Raw genomic sequence first — 16143 nt, 5'->3', positions numbered from 1 at the left:
GCTCCTGCTGTTGATGCTGGTTGCGGCACCGGCGTTTGCCGACAGCAACCTTCCGCCCGCGCCGCTCGCCAATGTCCAGCTCAAGGATCCGGCCAAGGAAGCGCAGGCGCAGACGTTGATGCTGACGCTGCGCTGCGTCGTCTGCCAGGGCCAGTCGATCGCCGACAGCAATGCCGAGATGGCGGGCGACATGCGCGCGCTGGTCCGCACGCGGATCGCCGCGGGGCAGAGCCCGGAGGCGATCCGGGCGTGGCTGATCGCGCGCTATGGCGACTATGTCAGCTACGATCCGCCGCTCAGCGCGGTGACCGCTCCCTTGTGGATCGCGCCGTTGATCTTGCTGGCGCTCGGCGTCTGGTTCGCCCGTGCGAGTTTCAAGCGGCGGGCGAAACGATGAACCTGCTCATGCTCGCCCTGGTCGGGATCGCTGCGGCGGGGTTGCTGTGGGGATTGGGCGTCGGGCGCCGCTTGTGGAGCTTTGCCGGCGCGGCGCTGATGCTCGGCGCGGCAGGCTTTGCGGTGCAGGCGGCGCGGCATGTGCCGGGCAAGCCGATCGCCGCCGATGTCACGCCGATCGCGGTCGATCCCGGGATGGTCGCGTTTCGCGAGGCGGTGTTCGCGCCGTCGCGCGAGGACAGTCTCGCGCTTGCCAGCGCCGATGCGCGGCTGGCGGCGGGCGACGCGCATGCTGCCGCCGATGGCCTGCGCCGCGAGATCGCGCTGCGCCCCGGCGACGCTGCGCTGTGGACCGGGCTCGGCTATGTCCTCGCACTGCACGACACTGCGGTGTCGCCGGCAGCGAAATTCGCCTTTCGCCGTGCGTTTGCACTCGCGCCACGCAGCCCGGGGCCGGCGTTCTTCCTCGGCATGGCGTATGTCGATGCCGGTGAGGTCGCACAGGCACGGCCGGCCTGGGCGTTCGCGCTGAGCGTGACACCGCCGAACGCGCCGTATCGCGACGACATCGTCCAGCGGCTCGCCGCGCTCGATCAGTTCGACAAGATGGCGGCCGCACAGCGCGCGGCGGCGCGTTAGCGCACCACCAGCCGCGTGTAGAGGTGCCAGGTGGCGTAGCCGAGCCACGGCAGCACCACCGCCAGCCCGATCGACGCCGGGATCATACCGAGCGCGAGCAGCCCCGCGACCCGCACGCCCCAGCCGAGCACTTCGCGCGGATTCTCGCGCACCGCGGCGAGCGACGTGCGCACTGCCGTCACTGCATCGACGGGTTGATCGACCACCATCGGGAACGCCACGACCGCGACGACGAGCGTCGCCAGCGCAAACGCCCCGCCGGCGAGATTGCCGAGCACGATCAGCTGCCAGCCCTCCGCCGTGGTGAACAGCCGCGCGATCACGTCGCCGGGCTGCATCGGCCCGACCGTGCCGAAGGTCGCCTGATAGATCGCATAGGCGACGCCGAGCCATGCCACGAACAGCAAAGCGATCCCGCCGGTCAGCAGCGCGAGCGGCCAGCGGCTGCGCCCGTTGAGCGGATCGAGGAAGTGCCACCAGCTCGAGTCGCGGCCCTCCTCGCGGCGTCGCGCGAGTTCGTAGAAGCCCGATGCCACGGCCGGCCCGGCGATCGAGAGCCCTGCGACGAGCGGAAAGAGCAAGGGCAGCAGCGGCGCGTTGAAGGCGAGCGCGACCGCCACGAAGCAGATGACGGGATAGAGCAGCCCGAGAAAGATCAGATCGCCGCGCTTTTCGGTGAAGTCCTTCCACCCCTCCGCCAGCGCCCAGGTCAAGTCGGCTGTCTCGATTCGTCGGATCTCGGGCAGATCGGCGGCGCGTGCGGGCAGGGCGGTTGCGTGTAGCGTGGCGGTCATCGGTCGGTCCTCGTCCTAAGCGTACTTTCCTTTGTCTTGGAGAGAGGACTGTACGCCCTTTGGCGAGCGCCGACAATATTAGCGCGAAAGCGTCAGCCGAACGGGCCGTTGAGCTGCACGATCTTGCGGTTGAGCATCGCGGCAAAGCTCACCCACAGGAAATAGGGCACGATCAGCGCCGCCGCGAAATGCGAGATCGGCCACAGCCCGACGAGCAAGGCGACGAGCGAGCCCCACAGGAAGACGACTTCGACCAGCGCCCAATCGGGTCGCCGCACCGCGAAGAAGAGCGGGCTCCACGCGAAATGGCACGCTGCGTTGACTGCGAATAGGATGACGACCGACTGACGCGCGGCGGCGTCGGGCGCCGCGGTCCAGGCGATCGCGGCAGACCAGGCGGCAAGTCCGAGCAGAATCGTCCAAGCAGGGCCGAACGCCCAGCCGGGCGGCTGCCACCAGGGTTTACGCAGCGCCTTGTACCACGACCCGATCGGCGTCGCGAGGCCACCCGCCACGAGCAACACCGCAGCGCATCCGCCCGAGACGATCAGCGGACTCATGCGGCGTTTCCGATCACTTTTCGAGCACTGTCCACTTGCCGAGTGTCAAGCGCGTGGTACACATGAGCAATGGGCATGGCATTTCCCTTTTCGGCGATCGTCGGCCAAGACGAGATGAAGCTGGCACTGCTGTTGGCCGCGATCGACGCGCGGATCGGCGGCGTTATGGTATTCGGCGATCGCGGCACCGGCAAGTCGACCGCGGTGCGCGCGCTTGCCGCCTTGCTTCCCCCAATGCCTGCCGCCCTTGCCGGGTTCCATCCCGAGGGTGCGCCGCCGCCCGATCGCAAGGCGACGGTCCCCGTTCCCTTCGTCGATCTGCCGCTCGGCGCGACCGAGGACCGCGTCGTCGGCGCGCTCGATCTCGAGCGGGCGCTTGGCGCCGGGGTCAAGGCGTTCGAGCCCGGACTGCTTGCGCGCGCCAATGGCGGGTTTCTGTATATCGACGAGATCAACCTGCTCGAGGACCATATCGTCGATCTGCTGCTCGATGTCGCGGCATCGGGCGAGAACGTCGTCGAGCGCGAGGGGCTGTCGGTGCGGCATCCGGCGCGCTTCGTGCTGGTCGGCAGCGGAAATCCCGAGGAGGGCGAACTCCGCCCGCAATTGCTCGACCGCTTCGGCGTGTCGGTCGAGGTGCGCACGCCGCAGGATCTCGCCGCGCGGATCGAGATCCTCAAGCGCTGCGACGCGTTCGAGCGGACGCCTGCGGAATTCGCCGAGGCGTGGCGAGCGGCGGAGAAGAAGACGCTGCGACGTCTCGCGCGGGCGCGGGCTGGCCTCGCGCACGTGACCGTGCCCGATGCTATCCTCGCACGCGCCGCACAATTGTGCATGGCGGTCGGCGCCGATGGCTTGCGCGGCGAGCTGACGCTGATGCGCGCGGCACGCGCGCTGGCGGCGCTCGATGGCGAAGCCGTCGTCGGCCCGGCGCAGCTTGCGCGGGTCGCCCCGCTCGCGTTGCGGCACCGGTTGCGGCGCGGGGTGCTCGACGAGACGGGCTCGACGGTGCGGATCGAACGCGCGCTGGACGAACTGGCGGCGGCGTGAGCACGGCCGCCTCGCCGCTCGACGATGCGATGCTGGCGGCGCGGTTGTGCGCGATCGATCCGGTCGGCCTGGGGGGCATGATCCTGCGCGGTGGCGGAGAAGTGCGCGACCGCGTCGTCGCGCGGTTGCATGCTGACCTTCCCGAAGGCGCGCCGTTGCGGCGGATTCCTGCGCATGTCGATGACGATGCGCTGCTCGGTGGGCTCGATCTTGGCGCGACGCTCGCGCTCGGGCGGCCGGTGCGGCAGCGCGGAGTGCTCGCGGCGGCGGATGGCGGGATCGTCGTGCTGCCGATGGCGGAGCGAATCGCCGAGGCGACTGCGGCGCGGATCACTGCGGTGCTCGACGCGCGCGCGATCGATGCGGTGCCGGTACGCGTTGCGGTGGTCGCGTTCGACGACGGTGTCGAGGACGAAGCGCCGCCGCAGGCCTTGGTCGAGCGGCTGGCGTTTCGGATCGATCTGTCCGAGTGCCGCGGGGCGACCGACACGGTGCCATCCGATGCTGAAGCGAAGGCAGCAGACGGCGACGCGCCAGCGATCGACCCTTGCGCGATTCTCAGCGGCGCTGCTGCCGCACTCGGCATCGATTCGGCGCGCGCTGCGCTGTTCGCGCTGCGTGCCGCGCGCGCGGCGGCGGCGTTGGCGGGGCGCAGCGAACCCGACGAAGACGATGTGATCCTCGCGATCCGACTCGTCCTCGGCCCGCGCGCGACGCGGCTTCCCGCCCCGCCGCAGGACGACAGCGCGACCGACGCGCCACCCCCGCCGCCCGAAAGCGAGTCGAGCGAGGAAGAGCGCGGTGCGCCCGAACCGCCCGACGACGTCGTGCTCGCCGCCGCGCTCGCGGCGCTCCCGCGCGACGTGCTCGAACGACTCGCGGCCGGCGCGGCACGGCGCGGGGTCAATCGCGCGCGCGGCGCGGGCGAACGGCGCAAGTCGCCCCTTCGAGGTCGCCCGCTCGGCGCGCGTGCGGGAATTCCGCGTGGCGGCTTGCGGCTGAGCTTGATCGACACGCTGCGCGCCGCCGCGCCGTGGCAGAAGCTGCGCGAGCGTGGCGGCGGCGCGATCCGGATTCGCCGCGACGATCTGCGCATCCGTCGCTTCGAGACGCGTGGGGAAACGGTGACGATCTTCGCGGTCGATGCGTCGGGCTCGGCGGCGGCGGCGCGACTGGCCGAAGCGAAGGGCGCGGTCGAGCTGCTGCTCGCGCAAGCCTATGTGAAGCGCGCGCAGGTCGCTTTGGTGGCGTTTCGCGGGGTCGGCGCGGAGGTCTTGTTGCCGCCGACTCGCTCGCTGACGCGTGCGCGGCGTGCGCTCGCCGATTTGCCGGGCGGTGGCGGCACGCCGCTCGCCACCGGGCTCGACGCGGCGCGAACGCTCGCCGAGGCGGCGCGCGCGCGCGGACGGACGCCCTTCCTCGTCGTGCTGACCGACGGACGCGGCAACATCGCCGCCGATGGCAGCGCGGTGCGCGAGCGTGCCGAGCGCGACGCCGAGCAAGCCGCGCGCGCGATCGGTCAGGCCGGAATCGGCGCGGTGTTCCTCGATACCGCGGCGCGCCCCCGCCCCGAAGGTGCGCGACTCGCGCTGGCGATGGGCGCGCGCTACCTCCCGCTGCCACGCGCCGATGCCGCGGCGATGCACCGCGCGGTGTCGGCGGCGCAGGCCGCATGAGCCGCGCGCGCTGGGAGGCCGAGGGGCGCGACTGGCCCAATCGGGCCGCGAGCCGATTCGTCGATACCGCGCGCATTCGCTGGCATGTCCAGATGATGGGGGCAGGGCCGGTGCTGCTGCTGCTCCACGGCACCGGCGCGGCGACGCACAGCTGGCGTGATCTTGCACCGCTGCTGGCGGAAAATTTTACCGTGGTCGCGCCCGATCTGCCGGGGCACGGTTTCACTACCGGGCGCCCGGTCGGTGGGCTGGCGATGCCCGCGATGGCGCGCGCGGTGGGGGAATTGCTCGCCACGCTCGGACTCGCGCCTGATCTGGTCGTGGGGCATTCCGCGGGTGCGGCAATCGGGGCGCGGCTGGTGCTCGATGGCGGCGCGAACCCCGCGCGGCTGGTCGGGCTCAACCCCGCGCTGATGCCGTTTCCCGGGCTCGCCGCGGCGCTCTTCCCGACGCTCGCGCGGATGCTGTTCGTCAATCCGTTCGCGCCGCATCTCGTCGCGGGGCTCGCGCGCGGGCCGGGCGATGCGAAGCGCTACCTCGAGCGCGCGACAGGCTCGACGATCGACGTGCGCGGGGTCGATTTATATCGGCGGCTGTTCTCGACCTCGGATCACGCCGCGGGCGCGATCACGATGATGGCGGATTGGGATTTGGACTCGCTCGCGCGCGATCTGCCGCGCGTCCGCGTGCCGACCCTTCTGATCCACGGGTCGGCCGATTCGGCGATCGCGCTGGCGTCGGTCCGCCAAGCCGCGGCCTTGCTGCCCGACAGCCGGTTGGAAGTGCTCGCCGGGCTCGGCCATCTCGCGCACGAGGAACGTCCCGCCGATGTCGCCGCCTTGATTCGAGGGTTTGCGGATGCCGAATAGCTATTTCGCCTTGCTCGACATGGCGATCGTCGGGGTGCCGACGATCCTCTTCGTCGTCTGGCAACTCGTCTCGATCAACCGCGAGATCGCGCGCGACAAGGCCAAGAAGGCGGTGCCGCCCGACGCTTCACCAGAGCGCCCGGGGCATCCGGTAGGGGAGCATCGACTGGACGATCGGTGAGCGGAAGCGCGCGAGCGACAGGCTTTCATGCACCGCATCGACGCTCTCGCCGAACAGCCGCGTCGAAAGTCCCGACCGCGCATAGAAGGGCGCGTCGATCCAGGTCCGCGTCACGAGCGGGGTCGCATCGGCATCGGCGCGTGTCGCACGCGCGACACGCCAGCCGGTATGCGGGAGCCGCACGCGCGGTGGCGGCGCGACGTCGTGCCAGCGGCCTTGCCGATCGAATTTGAGCGCCAGCTCGAACGGATCGCCACCGCGGCGTCGCCCCTCGTACAGCACTGCCACGTCATTGCGCAGGTGCGCACGCGACCAGTGCCAGTCGTCGAACCCCGCCTCGAGCGGCTCGTCGCCGAAGTTCGAATCCCAATAGCCGCTGCCCGACCAGCCCAGATCGGGATGCGTCATCGCCACCTCGACGCGTGCGCGCGGGGCGACAGGGTGCCAGCGGTGCCGCGCCGCGGGATCGAGCGCGAAGGCGGTGGTGCCGATCAGCTCCGGGGTGACGCGGACGGTGCCGCGCACGCGGTAGGGCAGCGGCGCCGAACGTTCGTCGATCGCGATCACCAGCGTATCGCCGTCCCAGCTGAGCGCGCTCGGTCCGACCTGGAAATGGTCGGCATCGCGCCGGATATGGCGCTCGCCGCGCTCGGTCATCGCCCATGCCCCACCGCGCGGACCGCACAGCGCGACGTTGATCGCGCAGTGATTGTCGGGCCTTCCGCGCCCCGAAAGCTTGTAATAGGGCGAGAAGACGCTGCCGATAAACGCGATGATCGTCAGGCCGAAGCGACGGTCGGCGCTGACCGCGTCGATATACCACCAGGCATAGCCGTTCGAGTCGACATGGACGTCGAAGCGCGGTCCTTGAGCAGGCAGTCGACGGCTAGGTGGCCGGACAAGGCCGCCATCGGGACGCCCGCGCCCGGATGGGTGCTCCCGCCCGCGCAATAGAGCCCAGGGATCCGAGTCCGGCTGCCGGGGCGCTGGAAGGATGCCGCCCACCCGTGCGAGGCCCGTCCATAAAGGGCTCCACCCGTCCGTGGGAACAGGCCGTTGAAGCCACTCGGCGTCGTCAGCACCGTCGCCTCCTCGGGCAAGTCCAGCGTCAGGCCAGCGCGCTGCAGCGTGGCGTGCATCGATAGCGTGCATTGCTCGATCTCCGCTTGGGAAAGAGGGGACGTGTCGCCGGTGGCGGGGGCGTTGACGATGATCTGGACGCGCTCGGATGCGCCGGCGCCAGCGCCGGTCATCGCGTCGCGGTCCTGTGCGCAGACATAGACGGTCGGGTCGGCGGGAACGCGGCCGGCGGCGAGCTCGGCGAATTCGGTCGCCGAGTCGCGTGCGAAGAAAACATTGTGGCGCAGCAATGGAAAGCCGCGCGCGGGTGTGTTCGCGCACCATACCAGCGCCGAGAGCGAGCGCTTGCGCGCAGGTTGCCGAGCGACCGCGCGCCGCACTGCCTGGCCGAACGCACCGTGCGCGATCGCCGCGGGATCGGCATTGCAGACGATCGCAGTCGCGCGGATCTGCTCGCCCGAGGCGAGCCGCACGCCGCTCGCACGCCCGCGCTCGACCAGGATCTCGCTGACCGGTTCGCCATAGCGGAAGACCGCGCCGTTCCGGATCGCCAGCGCCTCGAGCGCCTTGGCCAGCGCATGCATCCCGCCCGCAATCAGCCAGACCCCGGCGGCCTCGACATGCGCGACGAGCATCAGCGTCGCCGGGCAGTGAAACGGCGAGGATCCGCAATAGGTCGCGTAGCGCCCGAACAACTGCCGCAGCCGTGGATCGGGAAAATGGTCGCCGAGCGCCGACCAGAGCGTTTCGTACGGGCGGATGCGGCTGAGATCGGTCAGCCCGCGCAACCCCATCCGCCACGTGAGCCCGAGCGGGTTGGTTTGCGGCGCGCGCAGGAACGGCGCTTCGAGCGTTTCGAAGATATGGCGCGCCTCGGCGCAGAACGCGCGGTAACCCGCCGCGGCGCGCGCGCCGGAAAAATCGCCGATCGCGGCCTCGCTTTCCGCAGGATCGGCGAACAGATCGAGCCGGTCGTCGCCCCAGGCGTGGCGCGCGAGGATCTTTGCGGGGGTGAGCGCGACATGCGCATCGAGCGACGCGCCGCAGGCGGCGAAGATTTCGTCGAACACATGGCGCAGCGTGAAGACCGTCGGCCCGCCGTCGACCGCCGCGCCGCCCGCCATGACCTGGCGCATCTTTCCGCCCGGGGCAGAGGCTGCCTCGACCACGGTAACCGACACACCGCGCGCGGCGAGCAAGGCCGCGCTGACCAGCCCGCCGATCCCGGCGCCGATGACGAGCACTGTATCGCGTCTGTCCACCGTAATGAATCCTCGATCCAGCCAGTGTCCACTCGACTGGACACTCAGTTTCGTCCACCAAGGGCGACATGTCAAAGCCTGTCTTGCGCAAGTCCCTCCTGCTCTCGGCCCGCACATCGTGGCTGGCATGGCGAAACGGGCTGCTGGCGTCGCCGCGGTTCCAGCGCTTTGCCGCGCGCTGCTGGCTGACGCGCCCGATCGCCCGGGCGCGTGCGCGCGGGCTGTTCGATCTGGTGGCGGGCTTCGTCTATTCGCAGACGCTCGCGGCGTGCATCGCGACCGGGCTGCTCGATCGACTCGGCGACGGACCGCAGACGTGCGACGCGCTCGCCGCGCAAATCGACGTGCCGCCCGAGGGCACGCTCAGGCTGCTGCGCGCGGCTGCGGCGCTGCGATTGGTCGAACGACTCGGCGATGCCTGGGTGGTGGGCAGCGCGGGCGCGGCGCTGCGCGGCAATGGCGGGATCGCCGAAATGGTCGCGCACCACGGCTTGCTCTATGCCGATCTCGCCGATCCCGTGGCGCTGCTGCGGCGCGGCGGCGGCGGCGGGGCGCTCGCGGGATATTGGGGCTATGCCGAGGCGCCGGGCGCCGGCGACGCCGAATCGGTCGCGCCCTATTCGCGGCTGATGGCGGCGTCGCAGCCGCTCGTCGCGGCTCAGACGCTCGATGCCTATCGCTTCGCGCGGCACCGGCGGATGCTCGATATCGGCGGGGGCGAGGGGGGATTTGTCGAATCGGTCGCGGCGCGCGTGCCGACGCTCGAGCTCGCTGTGTTCGATTTGCCCGCGGTCGTCGCACGCGCGCGCGCGCGCTTTGCCGCCGCGGGGCTTGGCGGGCGGACGTCGATTCATGGCGGCAGCTTCCGCAGCGACCCCGTCCCGCAAGGGTACGATCTCATCACGCTGGTGCGTGTGCTGCACGACCATGATGATTCGGTCGCGCTCGCCTTGTTGCGTGCGATTCGTGCCGCGCTGCCCCCCGGCGGTCGCCTGCTGATCGCCGAGCCGATGGCGCAGACACCGGGCGCCGAACCCGCCGGAGACGCCTATTTCGGCCTGTATCTGCTCGCGATGGGGTCGGGCCGTCCGCGCGCTCCCGCCGAGATTCGCGCGATGCTCCACACCGCTGGCTTCGCTCGCTCGCGGCTGCTGCCGACTGCGCTGCCGATCACGTGTCGTGTGGTCGTCGCGGAGGCCTGACGATCAACCGTCAATGATGATTGACAAAACAAAGTGTCCATATAGATTGACACCAAGACGACCCGTAACGGGGCGCGGCAGGGGAAGCACGGTGGATACACTGGCGATCGTATTGGAGGAGCCCGGACAGCTCGCCCTGCGTCGCCTGGCGTTGACCGCGATGGGCCGCGCCGACGTCCTGATCGAAATCGCCTGGAGCGGGATCAGCGCGGGCACCGAGAAATTGCTGTGGTCGGGCAAGATGCCCGCCTTCCCCGGCATGGGCTATCCGCTGGTCCCCGGCTATGAATCGGTCGGCCGGATCGTCGATGCGGGCCCCGAGGTCCGCGCGCGCATCGGCGAATGGGTCTTCGTTCCCGGCGCCAATTGCTATGAGGGCGCGCGCGGCCTGTTCGGCGGATCGGCGCGGCGCGTCCTGTTGCCTTCGGCGCGCGCGATCCCGGTCGACGAGTCGCTCGGTGCCGACGGGATCCTCACCGCGCTCGCGGCAACCGCCTATCACGCCGTCGCGGGTGGCGCGCCGCCCGAGCTCGTGATCGGGCACGGGATCGTCGGGCGGCTTGCGGCGCGGATCACGGTGGCGCTCGGCGCGCCGGCGCCGACGGTGTGGGAGACCAATCCCGATCGGCGCGATGCGAGCGGCTATGCAGTGATCGATCCCGCACAGGACGAGCGCCGCGACTATGCGACGATCTGCGAGGCGAGCGGCGCGTCCGATATCCTCGACGCGATCGTCCCACGGCTCGCCAAGCGCGGCGAGATCGTGCTTGCGGGATTCTACGACCGGCTCGATTTTGCCTTCCCGCCAGCCTTCCAGCGCGAGGCGCGGCTGCGCATCTCGGCCGAATTTACCCCGGCTGATGTCGCCGCGACCACGGCGCTGATCGCATCCGGCGCGCTGCGGCTCGACGGGCTGATCAGTCACCTTCGGCCGGCCGCCGAAGCCGCCGACGCCTATCCGGCGGCGTTCGGCGATCCTGCTTGCCTCAAGATGGTCCTCGATTGGAGTGCGGTATGACGATGCTCGACCCAGGCCCGCTGCGCGACGAAGCCGCGTACGAGCCCGATCCCGTTTCGACCGGGCCGGTGACCAAGGAAACGCAGATCATCGCGATCTACGGCAAGGGCGGCAGCGGCAAGTCGTTCGCGCTCGCCAACCTCAGCTACATGATGGCGCAGCAGGGCAAGCGCGTGCTGCTGATCGGTTGCGACCCCAAGAGCGACACGACGTCGCTGCTGTTCGGCGGAAAATCGACCCCGACGATCATCGAGACGAGCTCGAAGAAGAAGCTCGCCGGCGAGGAGATCGGGATCGAGGACGTCTGCTTCCAGCGCGACGGCGTATTCGCGATGGAATTGGGCGGCCCCGAGGTCGGCCGCGGCTGCGGCGGGCGCGGGATCATCCACGGCTTCGAGACGCTCGAGAAACTCGGCTTCCACGAATGGGGCTTCGACTATGTCCTGCTCGATTTCCTCGGCGACGTGGTGTGTGGCGGCTTCGGCCTGCCGATCGCGCGCGACATGTGCCAGAAGGTGATCGTCGTCGCCTCGAACGATCTCCAGTCGCTCTATGTCGCCAACAACGTCTGCAAGGCGGTCGAATATTTCCGCAAGATGGGCGGCAATGTCGGCGTCGCGGGGATGATCCTCAACAAGGATGACGGCACTGGCGAGGCCAATGCCTTCGCCGAGGCCGTCGGCATTCCGGTGCTGACCGCGATTCCCGCGAACGAGGATATCCGCAAGAAGAGCGCGAATTATCAGATCATCGGCAAGCCCGGCGGACAATGGGCGAGCCTGTTCGAACAGCTCGCGCTCAACGTCGCCGAGGCGCCGCCGCTGCGGCCCACGCCGCTCGACCAGGACGGGCTGCTCGGGTTGTTCTCGGCCGACGTGACGGGCGCCGACTACACGCTCCGGCCGGCGAGCCAGACCGACATGCGCGGCGTCGCCTATGTCACCAAGCCGACGCTCGAGGTCGTGTACGATGCCGTCTGACGCTGGTCTCCTTGCGCCTTCCGTGCCCGCAGGGACGGAGAGACGCCCGGACCGCATCGAACTTGCGACCCAGAGCGGTGGCTGCTCGAGTGGTTCCACGCTCCGCGAAGCCGCCGAACTCGCCGGCAAATCCGACGTTCTCGCACGCTACGACGCCGATTACCCCAAGGGCCCGCACGACCAGCCGCAATCGATGTGCCCTGCGTTCGGCTCGCTCCGCGTGGGCCTCAGGATGCGCCGCACCGCGACGATCCTCTCGGGCTCGGCGTGCTGCGTCTATGGCCTGACCTTCACCTCGCATTTCTATGGCGCGAAACGCAGCGTTGGCTACGTCCCCTTTTCGTCCGAGACGCTGGTGACGGGCAAATTGTTCGAGGACATTCGCGACGCCGTCCACCAGCTCGCTGACCCGGCGCTGTACGACACGGTGATCGTCACCAATCTATGCGTGCCGACGGCAAGTGGCGTCCCGCTGCAATTGCTCCCCGACCAGATCAACGGCGTCCGCATTATCGGGATCGACGTCCCCGGCTTCGGCGTGCCGACGCATGCCGAGGCGAAGGACGTGCTTGCCGGCGCGATGCTCAGTTATGCGCGCAAGGAGGCCGAGCAGGGCCCGGTCGCCGCGCCGAAGCAACGACCCGACCGGCCGAGCGTGACTCTCCTGGGCGAGATGTTCCCGGCGGACCCGCCCGGAATCGGGCTGTTGCTCGAACCGCTGGGCCTAGCTGCTGGCCCGGTCGTCCCGACGCGCGAATGGCGCGAGCTCTACGCCGCGCTCGATTGCGCCGCGGTGGCGGCAATCCATCCGTTTTACACCGCGAGCATTCGCGAGTTCGAGGCGGCTGGCCGCAGCGTGGTCGGCTCGGCGCCGGTCGGGGCTGACGGGACGGCGGCATGGCTCGACGCGATCGGCGCGGCATGCGGGATCGCTCAAGGCAAGGTCGATGCGGCCAAGAACCGCTTCATCCCCGCGATCCGCGGCGCGCTCGCCGCCAAACCCATTGCCGGGCGGATCACCGTCTCGGGCTATGAAGGCTCAGAACTGCTCGTTGCGCGGCTGCTGATCGAGAGCGGCGCGGACGTCCCCTATGTCGGCACGGCGTGCCCGCGGACAGTGTGGTCGGATCCCGATCGCGACTGGCTCGAGGCGCATGGCTGCCGCGTGCAATATCGCGCCAGCCTCGAGCAGGACATCGCCGCGGTCGAGGAATTCGGCCCCGATCTCGCGATCGGCACGACGCCCGTCGTCCAGCACGCCAAGCAGAAGGCGATCCCGGCGCTCTATTTCACCAATCTCATCTCGGCGCGCCCGCTGATGGGGCCGGCCGGCGCGGGGAGCCTCGCGCTCGTCGTCAACGCCGCGCTCGCCAATCAGGCGCGCTTCGACAAGATGACGCGTTTCTTCGACGGGGTGGGGACGGGGCCGTCGGCCGGCGTGTGGGAGACCACGCCGGTCGACCGGCCCGAGTTCAAGGCAAAATACGCCGCCAAACGCATCGCCGCCGCCAAGGCGGAAGAAAGCGTCGGGGTATGACGCTGATCCTCGATCATGATCGTGCCGGCGGCTATTGGGGCGCGGTCTATGCCTTCACCGCGATCAAGGGGCTGCAGGTCATCATCGACGGCCCGGTCGGCTGCGAGAATCTGCCCGTCACCTCGGTGCTGCATTACACCGACGCGTTGCCGCCGCACGAATTGCCGATCGTCGTTACGGGCTTGGGCGAACAGGAGCTCGGCCGCGACGGCACCGAAGGCGCGATGAAGCGCGCCTGGGCGACGCTCGATCCCGATCTGCCCGCAGTCGTCGTGACCGGCTCGATCGCCGAGATGATCGGCGGCGGCGTCACGCCCGAGGGGACCAACATCCAGCGCTTCCTGCCGCGCACGATCGACGAGGATCAGTGGCAGTCGGGCGACCGCGCGCTGACCTGGCTGTGGACGCAGTTCGGCCCGAAGAAGGTCCCGGCGTTACGTCCGTTGAAGGAGGGCGAACGCCCCAAGGTCAACCTGATCGGCCCAATGTACGGCAGCTTCAACATGCCGTCGGACCTCGCCGAAATCCGTCGCCTGGTCGAGGGGATCGGTGCCGAAATCGGAATGGTCTTCCCGCTCGGCAGCCATCTCGCCGATGTCCGCAAGCTCGCCGATGCGCGCGTCAACGTCTGCCTTTATCGCGAGTTCGGGCGCGGGCTGTGCGAGGCGCTCGAGCGGCCCTATCTGCAAGCGCCGATCGGGCTTGAGAGCACGACGCTGTTCCTCCGAAAGCTCGGCGAATTGCTCGGGCTCGATCCCGAGCCGTTCATCGAGCGCGAGAAGCACACGACGATCAAGCCGCTTTGGGACCTGTGGCGCTCGGTCACGCAGGACTTCTTCGGCACCGCAAGCTTCGGCATCGTCGCGACCGAGACCTACGCGAGAGGCATCCGCGCGTTTCTCGAAGGCGATATGGGGCTGCCGTGCCACTTCGCCTTCGGGCGCTCGGCCGGGATCAAGCCCGACAACCAGGCGGTGATCGACGCGATCCGCAGCAACCCGCCGCTGATCGTGTTCGGCAGCTTCAACGAGCGGATGTACATGGCCGAGGCCGGCGCGCGCGGCGTGTACATTCCGGCGAGCTTCCCCGGCGCGGTGATCCGCCGCCACACCGGCACGCCCTTCATGGGCTATGCCGGCGCGACCTATCTCATCCAGGAAGTGTGCAACGCGCTGTTCGACGCGCTATTCCACATCCTTCCGCTTGCCGGCCAGCTCGACACGGTCGAGGCGACGCCCGCGCGGATCGAGCGTGAAGTCGCGTGGGAAGACGCCGCCAAGGCGGCGCTCGACGAAGCGGTCGAGCGCGAGCCCGTCTTGGTGCGGATTTCCGCCGCCAAGCGCATCCGCGACGCCGCCGAACGTGGCGCGCGGCGCGCCGGCGAGGCCTCGGTTTCGCCGAGCCGCCTCGCGCACGCCATCACCGAAAGCCGCGGCGGATGACCGCGCGGCGTTCTTTCCCGCGTTCGCGCGGATCCGAAATCCCACGGCAGGTGCCGCGCGGATGCAGCCGGGGAGCGCATCCAACGCTCCTGATCGTGGTCGTCAGAATGGAGACGCAGCAATGAGCGATAATCGAGAAGAAAGGTTCGGGCCGGGGACCTATTTGACCCCGGAAGAAGCGAAGGAGTTTCACAAGCTCTTCATCACCAGCTTCGCTTTGTTCACCGCAGTCGCGATCGTGGCGCATATCCTCGTGTGGATGTGGCGGCCCTGGATCCATTGATATTTCATCGTAACGAGGAGACCACGTCATGTGGAGAGTTTGGCTTATTTTCGATCCGCGGCGCACGCTCGTCGCTCTGTTCGCCTTCCTGTTCGTGCTGGCGCTGCTGATCCATTTCATCTTGCTCAGCACCGACCGGTTCAACTGGCTCGATGGTCCGCACACCGCACCAGCGGCGGCGACCGCACCGGCGACGACGCCCGCGCCATAGCGGGCGCGCGCTCAAGCGGATGGGGCGTGACAGCCGTCCCATCCGCTTGATGCCGGTATTGGGGAGGGATGGCGCCCGCCGCAGCACGACGCTGCGGGCTGGCGATGGAGGATGGCGTCATGGCGCTGCTGAGTTTCGAACGAAAATACCGCGTCCGCGGCGGCACGCTGCTTGGCGGGGATCTTTTCGATTTCTGGGTCGGGCCGTTTTTCGTCGGCTTCTTCGGGGTGACGACCGCCTTGTTCGCGGGGCTCGGCACGGCGTTGATCGTCTATGCCGCATCGCTCGGGCCGACCTGGAACATCTGGCTGATCAGCATCGCGCCCCCCGACCTCCGCTATGGCCTGTCGCTGGCGCCGCTCCGCGAGGGCGGCTTCTGGCAGATCATCACGATCTGCGCGGTCGGATCGTTCGTGTCTTGGGCGCTGCGCGAAGTCGAGATCTGCCGCAAGCTCGGCATCGGCTATCACGTGCCGGCCGCGTTCGGCGTCGCGATCTTCGCCTATGTCTCGCTCGTCGTGATCCGCCCGATGCTGCTCGGCGCGTGGGGCTTCGGCTTTCCCTACGGCATCTTCAGCCATCTCGATTGGGTGTCGAACACCGGCTACCAATATCTCCATTTCCACTACAATCCCGCGCACATGCTCGCGGTGAGCTTCTTCTTCACGACGACGCTCGCGCTCGCGCTGCACGGCGGCCTGGTGTTGTCGGCGGCGAACCCCGCGAAGAACCCCGACGGGACGCAAGGCGAGGTGCGCTCCCCCGAATATGAGGACGCCTTCTTCCGCGACACGATCGGCTATTCGGTCGGCACGCTCGGCATCCATCGGCTCGGGCTGTTCCTCGCGCTGAGCGCAGGTTTCTGGAGCGCGATCTGCATCATCATCTCGGGGCCGCTGTGGACACGCGGCTGGCCCGAATGGTGGAGCTGGTGGCTCAACCTGCCGATCTGGTCCTGAGGGG

At 69.1% G+C, this 16143-nt stretch carries 18 protein-coding genes; 14 read left to right on the top strand and 4 right to left on the bottom strand.

Translation table 11 applies throughout. The features are described from left to right. The first annotated feature begins 13 nt into the window (after positions 1-13). Both IE187_RS11640 and IE187_RS11635 read left to right on the top strand, forming a co-directional pair. Complete coding sequence (locus IE187_RS11640) at positions 14-397, top strand: cytochrome c-type biogenesis protein (protein WP_133192150.1); 384 nt, start codon at positions 14-16, stop codon at positions 395-397. Continuing rightward, complete coding sequence (locus IE187_RS11635) at positions 394-1035, top strand: tetratricopeptide repeat protein (RefSeq protein WP_189676402.1); 642 nt, start codon at positions 394-396, stop codon at positions 1033-1035. Before IE187_RS11640 ends, IE187_RS11635 begins: the two co-directional genes overlap by 4 nt. Here IE187_RS11635 and IE187_RS11630 read toward each other — a convergent pair. Next, a complete protein-coding gene (locus tag IE187_RS11630) occupies positions 1032-1829 on the bottom strand; it encodes a DUF2189 domain-containing protein (RefSeq protein ID WP_189676401.1) in 798 nt (265 codons plus the stop codon). The two genes, IE187_RS11635 and IE187_RS11630, sit on opposite strands and share 4 nt — an antisense overlap. Positions 1830-1921: 92 nt before the next feature. Beyond that, positions 1922-2389: a TspO/MBR family protein gene (locus tag IE187_RS11625; protein WP_189676400.1), complete on the bottom strand. Its 468-nt coding sequence runs from the start codon at positions 2387-2389 to the stop codon at positions 1922-1924. A gap of 69 nt (positions 2390-2458) precedes the next feature. Here IE187_RS11625 and IE187_RS11620 point away from each other — a divergent pair, with 69 nt between their 5' ends. The 4 genes from IE187_RS11620 to IE187_RS11605 are packed head-to-tail and all read left to right on the top strand — an operon-like array spanning position 2459 to position 6165. Further along, positions 2459-3439 carry a magnesium chelatase ATPase subunit I gene (locus tag IE187_RS11620; protein WP_189676399.1) on the top strand — a complete coding sequence of 327 codons (981 nt, stop codon included), beginning with the start codon at positions 2459-2461 and terminating at the stop codon, positions 3437-3439. Then, complete coding sequence (locus IE187_RS11615; protein ID WP_229839379.1) at positions 3436-5115, top strand: magnesium chelatase subunit D; 1680 nt, start codon at positions 3436-3438, stop codon at positions 5113-5115. Before IE187_RS11620 ends, IE187_RS11615 begins: the two co-directional genes overlap by 4 nt. After that, positions 5112-5984: an alpha/beta fold hydrolase BchO gene (gene bchO, locus IE187_RS11610; RefSeq protein WP_133191425.1), complete on the top strand. Its 873-nt coding sequence runs from the start codon at positions 5112-5114 to the stop codon at positions 5982-5984. The genes IE187_RS11615 and bchO overlap by 4 nt, the downstream gene beginning before the upstream one ends. Beyond that, positions 5974-6165, top strand: a complete 192-nt coding sequence (locus IE187_RS11605; RefSeq protein ID WP_189676398.1) for a hypothetical protein — start codon at positions 5974-5976, stop codon at positions 6163-6165. The genes bchO and IE187_RS11605 overlap by 11 nt, the downstream gene beginning before the upstream one ends. Here the strand turns inward: IE187_RS11605 and IE187_RS11600 are convergent. Together IE187_RS11600 and crtD are read right to left on the bottom strand one after the other, a co-directional pair. Then, positions 6112-6930, bottom strand: coding sequence for a carotenoid 1,2-hydratase family protein (locus IE187_RS11600; protein WP_498050263.1), 819 nt, complete (start codon positions 6928-6930; stop codon positions 6112-6114). The genes IE187_RS11605 and IE187_RS11600 overlap by 54 nt on opposite strands. A gap of 14 nt (positions 6931-6944) precedes the next feature. Beyond that, the gene (gene crtD / locus IE187_RS11595) at positions 6945-8507 is read right to left on the bottom strand and encodes a 1-hydroxycarotenoid 3,4-desaturase CrtD (RefSeq protein WP_229839378.1); all 1563 of its coding nucleotides are present in this window, start codon (positions 8505-8507) and stop codon (positions 6945-6947) included. A gap of 68 nt (positions 8508-8575) precedes the next feature. Between crtD and IE187_RS11590 the strand changes: the two genes are divergently transcribed. The 8 genes from IE187_RS11590 to pufL all read left to right on the top strand — a co-directional run bounded on the left by IE187_RS11590 (position 8576) and on the right by pufL (position 16139). Then, complete coding sequence (locus IE187_RS11590; protein ID WP_189676396.1) at positions 8576-9709, top strand: methyltransferase; 1134 nt, start codon at positions 8576-8578, stop codon at positions 9707-9709. 91 nt (positions 9710-9800) lie between these two features. Continuing rightward, a complete protein-coding gene (gene bchC, locus IE187_RS11585) occupies positions 9801-10727 on the top strand; it encodes a chlorophyll synthesis pathway protein BchC (protein ID WP_189676395.1) in 927 nt (308 codons plus the stop codon). Then, positions 10724-11707, top strand: a complete 984-nt coding sequence (locus IE187_RS11580; protein ID WP_133191430.1) for a chlorophyllide a reductase iron protein subunit X — start codon at positions 10724-10726, stop codon at positions 11705-11707. Before bchC ends, IE187_RS11580 begins: the two co-directional genes overlap by 4 nt. Beyond that, a complete protein-coding gene (bchY, locus tag IE187_RS11575; RefSeq protein WP_189676394.1) occupies positions 11697-13244 on the top strand; it encodes a chlorophyllide a reductase subunit Y in 1548 nt (515 codons plus the stop codon). The genes IE187_RS11580 and bchY overlap by 11 nt, the downstream gene beginning before the upstream one ends. Then, positions 13241-14686 (top strand): chlorophyllide a reductase subunit Z, encoded by a 1446-nt coding sequence (bchZ, locus tag IE187_RS11570; RefSeq protein ID WP_133191432.1) that lies wholly within the window; start codon positions 13241-13243, stop codon positions 14684-14686. The genes bchY and bchZ overlap by 4 nt, the downstream gene beginning before the upstream one ends. 121 nt (positions 14687-14807) lie before the next feature. After that, positions 14808-14969 carry a light-harvesting antenna LH1, beta subunit gene (gene pufB, locus IE187_RS11565; protein ID WP_133191433.1) on the top strand — a complete coding sequence of 54 codons (162 nt, stop codon included), beginning with the start codon at positions 14808-14810 and terminating at the stop codon, positions 14967-14969. 28 nt (positions 14970-14997) lie between these two features. Further along, positions 14998-15180, top strand: coding sequence for a light-harvesting antenna LH1, alpha subunit (gene pufA, locus IE187_RS11560; protein WP_133191434.1), 183 nt, complete (start codon positions 14998-15000; stop codon positions 15178-15180). Between the two features lie 119 nt (positions 15181-15299). After that, positions 15300-16139: a photosynthetic reaction center subunit L gene (pufL, locus tag IE187_RS11555; RefSeq protein WP_133192152.1), complete on the top strand. Its 840-nt coding sequence runs from the start codon at positions 15300-15302 to the stop codon at positions 16137-16139. Positions 16140-16143: the final 4 nt, after the last annotated feature.

Origin of the sequence: Sphingomonas glacialis, from assembly GCF_014653575.1 — a bacterium.
Lineage (GTDB): Bacteria > Pseudomonadota > Alphaproteobacteria > Sphingomonadales > Sphingomonadaceae > Sphingomonas > Sphingomonas glacialis.
Note: the sequence above shows the minus strand (reverse complement) of the source record. Positions and strands in the feature narration are given on the sequence as shown.

Bases quoted from the DNA above. Each gene is read 5' to 3' on its own strand.
- IE187_RS11640 (WP_133192150.1), top strand. From the start codon at position 14: ATGCTGGTTGCGGCACCGGCGTTTGCCGACAGCAACCTTCCGCCCGCG.
- IE187_RS11635 (WP_189676402.1), top strand. From the start codon at position 394: ATGAACCTGCTCATGCTCGCCCTGGTCGGGATCGCTGCGGCGGGGTTG.
- IE187_RS11630 (WP_189676401.1), bottom strand. From the start codon at position 1,829: ATGACCGCCACGCTACACGCAACCGCCCTGCCCGCACGCGCCGCCGAT.
- IE187_RS11625 (WP_189676400.1), bottom strand. From the start codon at position 2,389: ATGAGTCCGCTGATCGTCTCGGGCGGATGCGCTGCGGTGTTGCTCGTG.
- IE187_RS11620 (WP_189676399.1), top strand. From the start codon at position 2,459: ATGGGCATGGCATTTCCCTTTTCGGCGATCGTCGGCCAAGACGAGATG.
- bchO (WP_133191425.1), top strand. From the start codon at position 5,112: ATGAGCCGCGCGCGCTGGGAGGCCGAGGGGCGCGACTGGCCCAATCGG.
- IE187_RS11605 (WP_189676398.1), top strand. From the start codon at position 5,974: ATGCCGAATAGCTATTTCGCCTTGCTCGACATGGCGATCGTCGGGGTG.
- IE187_RS11590 (WP_189676396.1), top strand. From the start codon at position 8,576: ATGTCAAAGCCTGTCTTGCGCAAGTCCCTCCTGCTCTCGGCCCGCACA.
- IE187_RS11580 (WP_133191430.1), top strand. From the start codon at position 10,724: ATGACGATGCTCGACCCAGGCCCGCTGCGCGACGAAGCCGCGTACGAG.
- bchY (WP_189676394.1), top strand. From the start codon at position 11,697: ATGCCGTCTGACGCTGGTCTCCTTGCGCCTTCCGTGCCCGCAGGGACG.
- bchZ (WP_133191432.1), top strand. From the start codon at position 13,241: ATGACGCTGATCCTCGATCATGATCGTGCCGGCGGCTATTGGGGCGCG.
- pufB (WP_133191433.1), top strand. From the start codon at position 14,808: ATGAGCGATAATCGAGAAGAAAGGTTCGGGCCGGGGACCTATTTGACC.
- pufA (WP_133191434.1), top strand. From the start codon at position 14,998: ATGTGGAGAGTTTGGCTTATTTTCGATCCGCGGCGCACGCTCGTCGCT.
- pufL (WP_133192152.1), top strand. From the start codon at position 15,300: ATGGCGCTGCTGAGTTTCGAACGAAAATACCGCGTCCGCGGCGGCACG.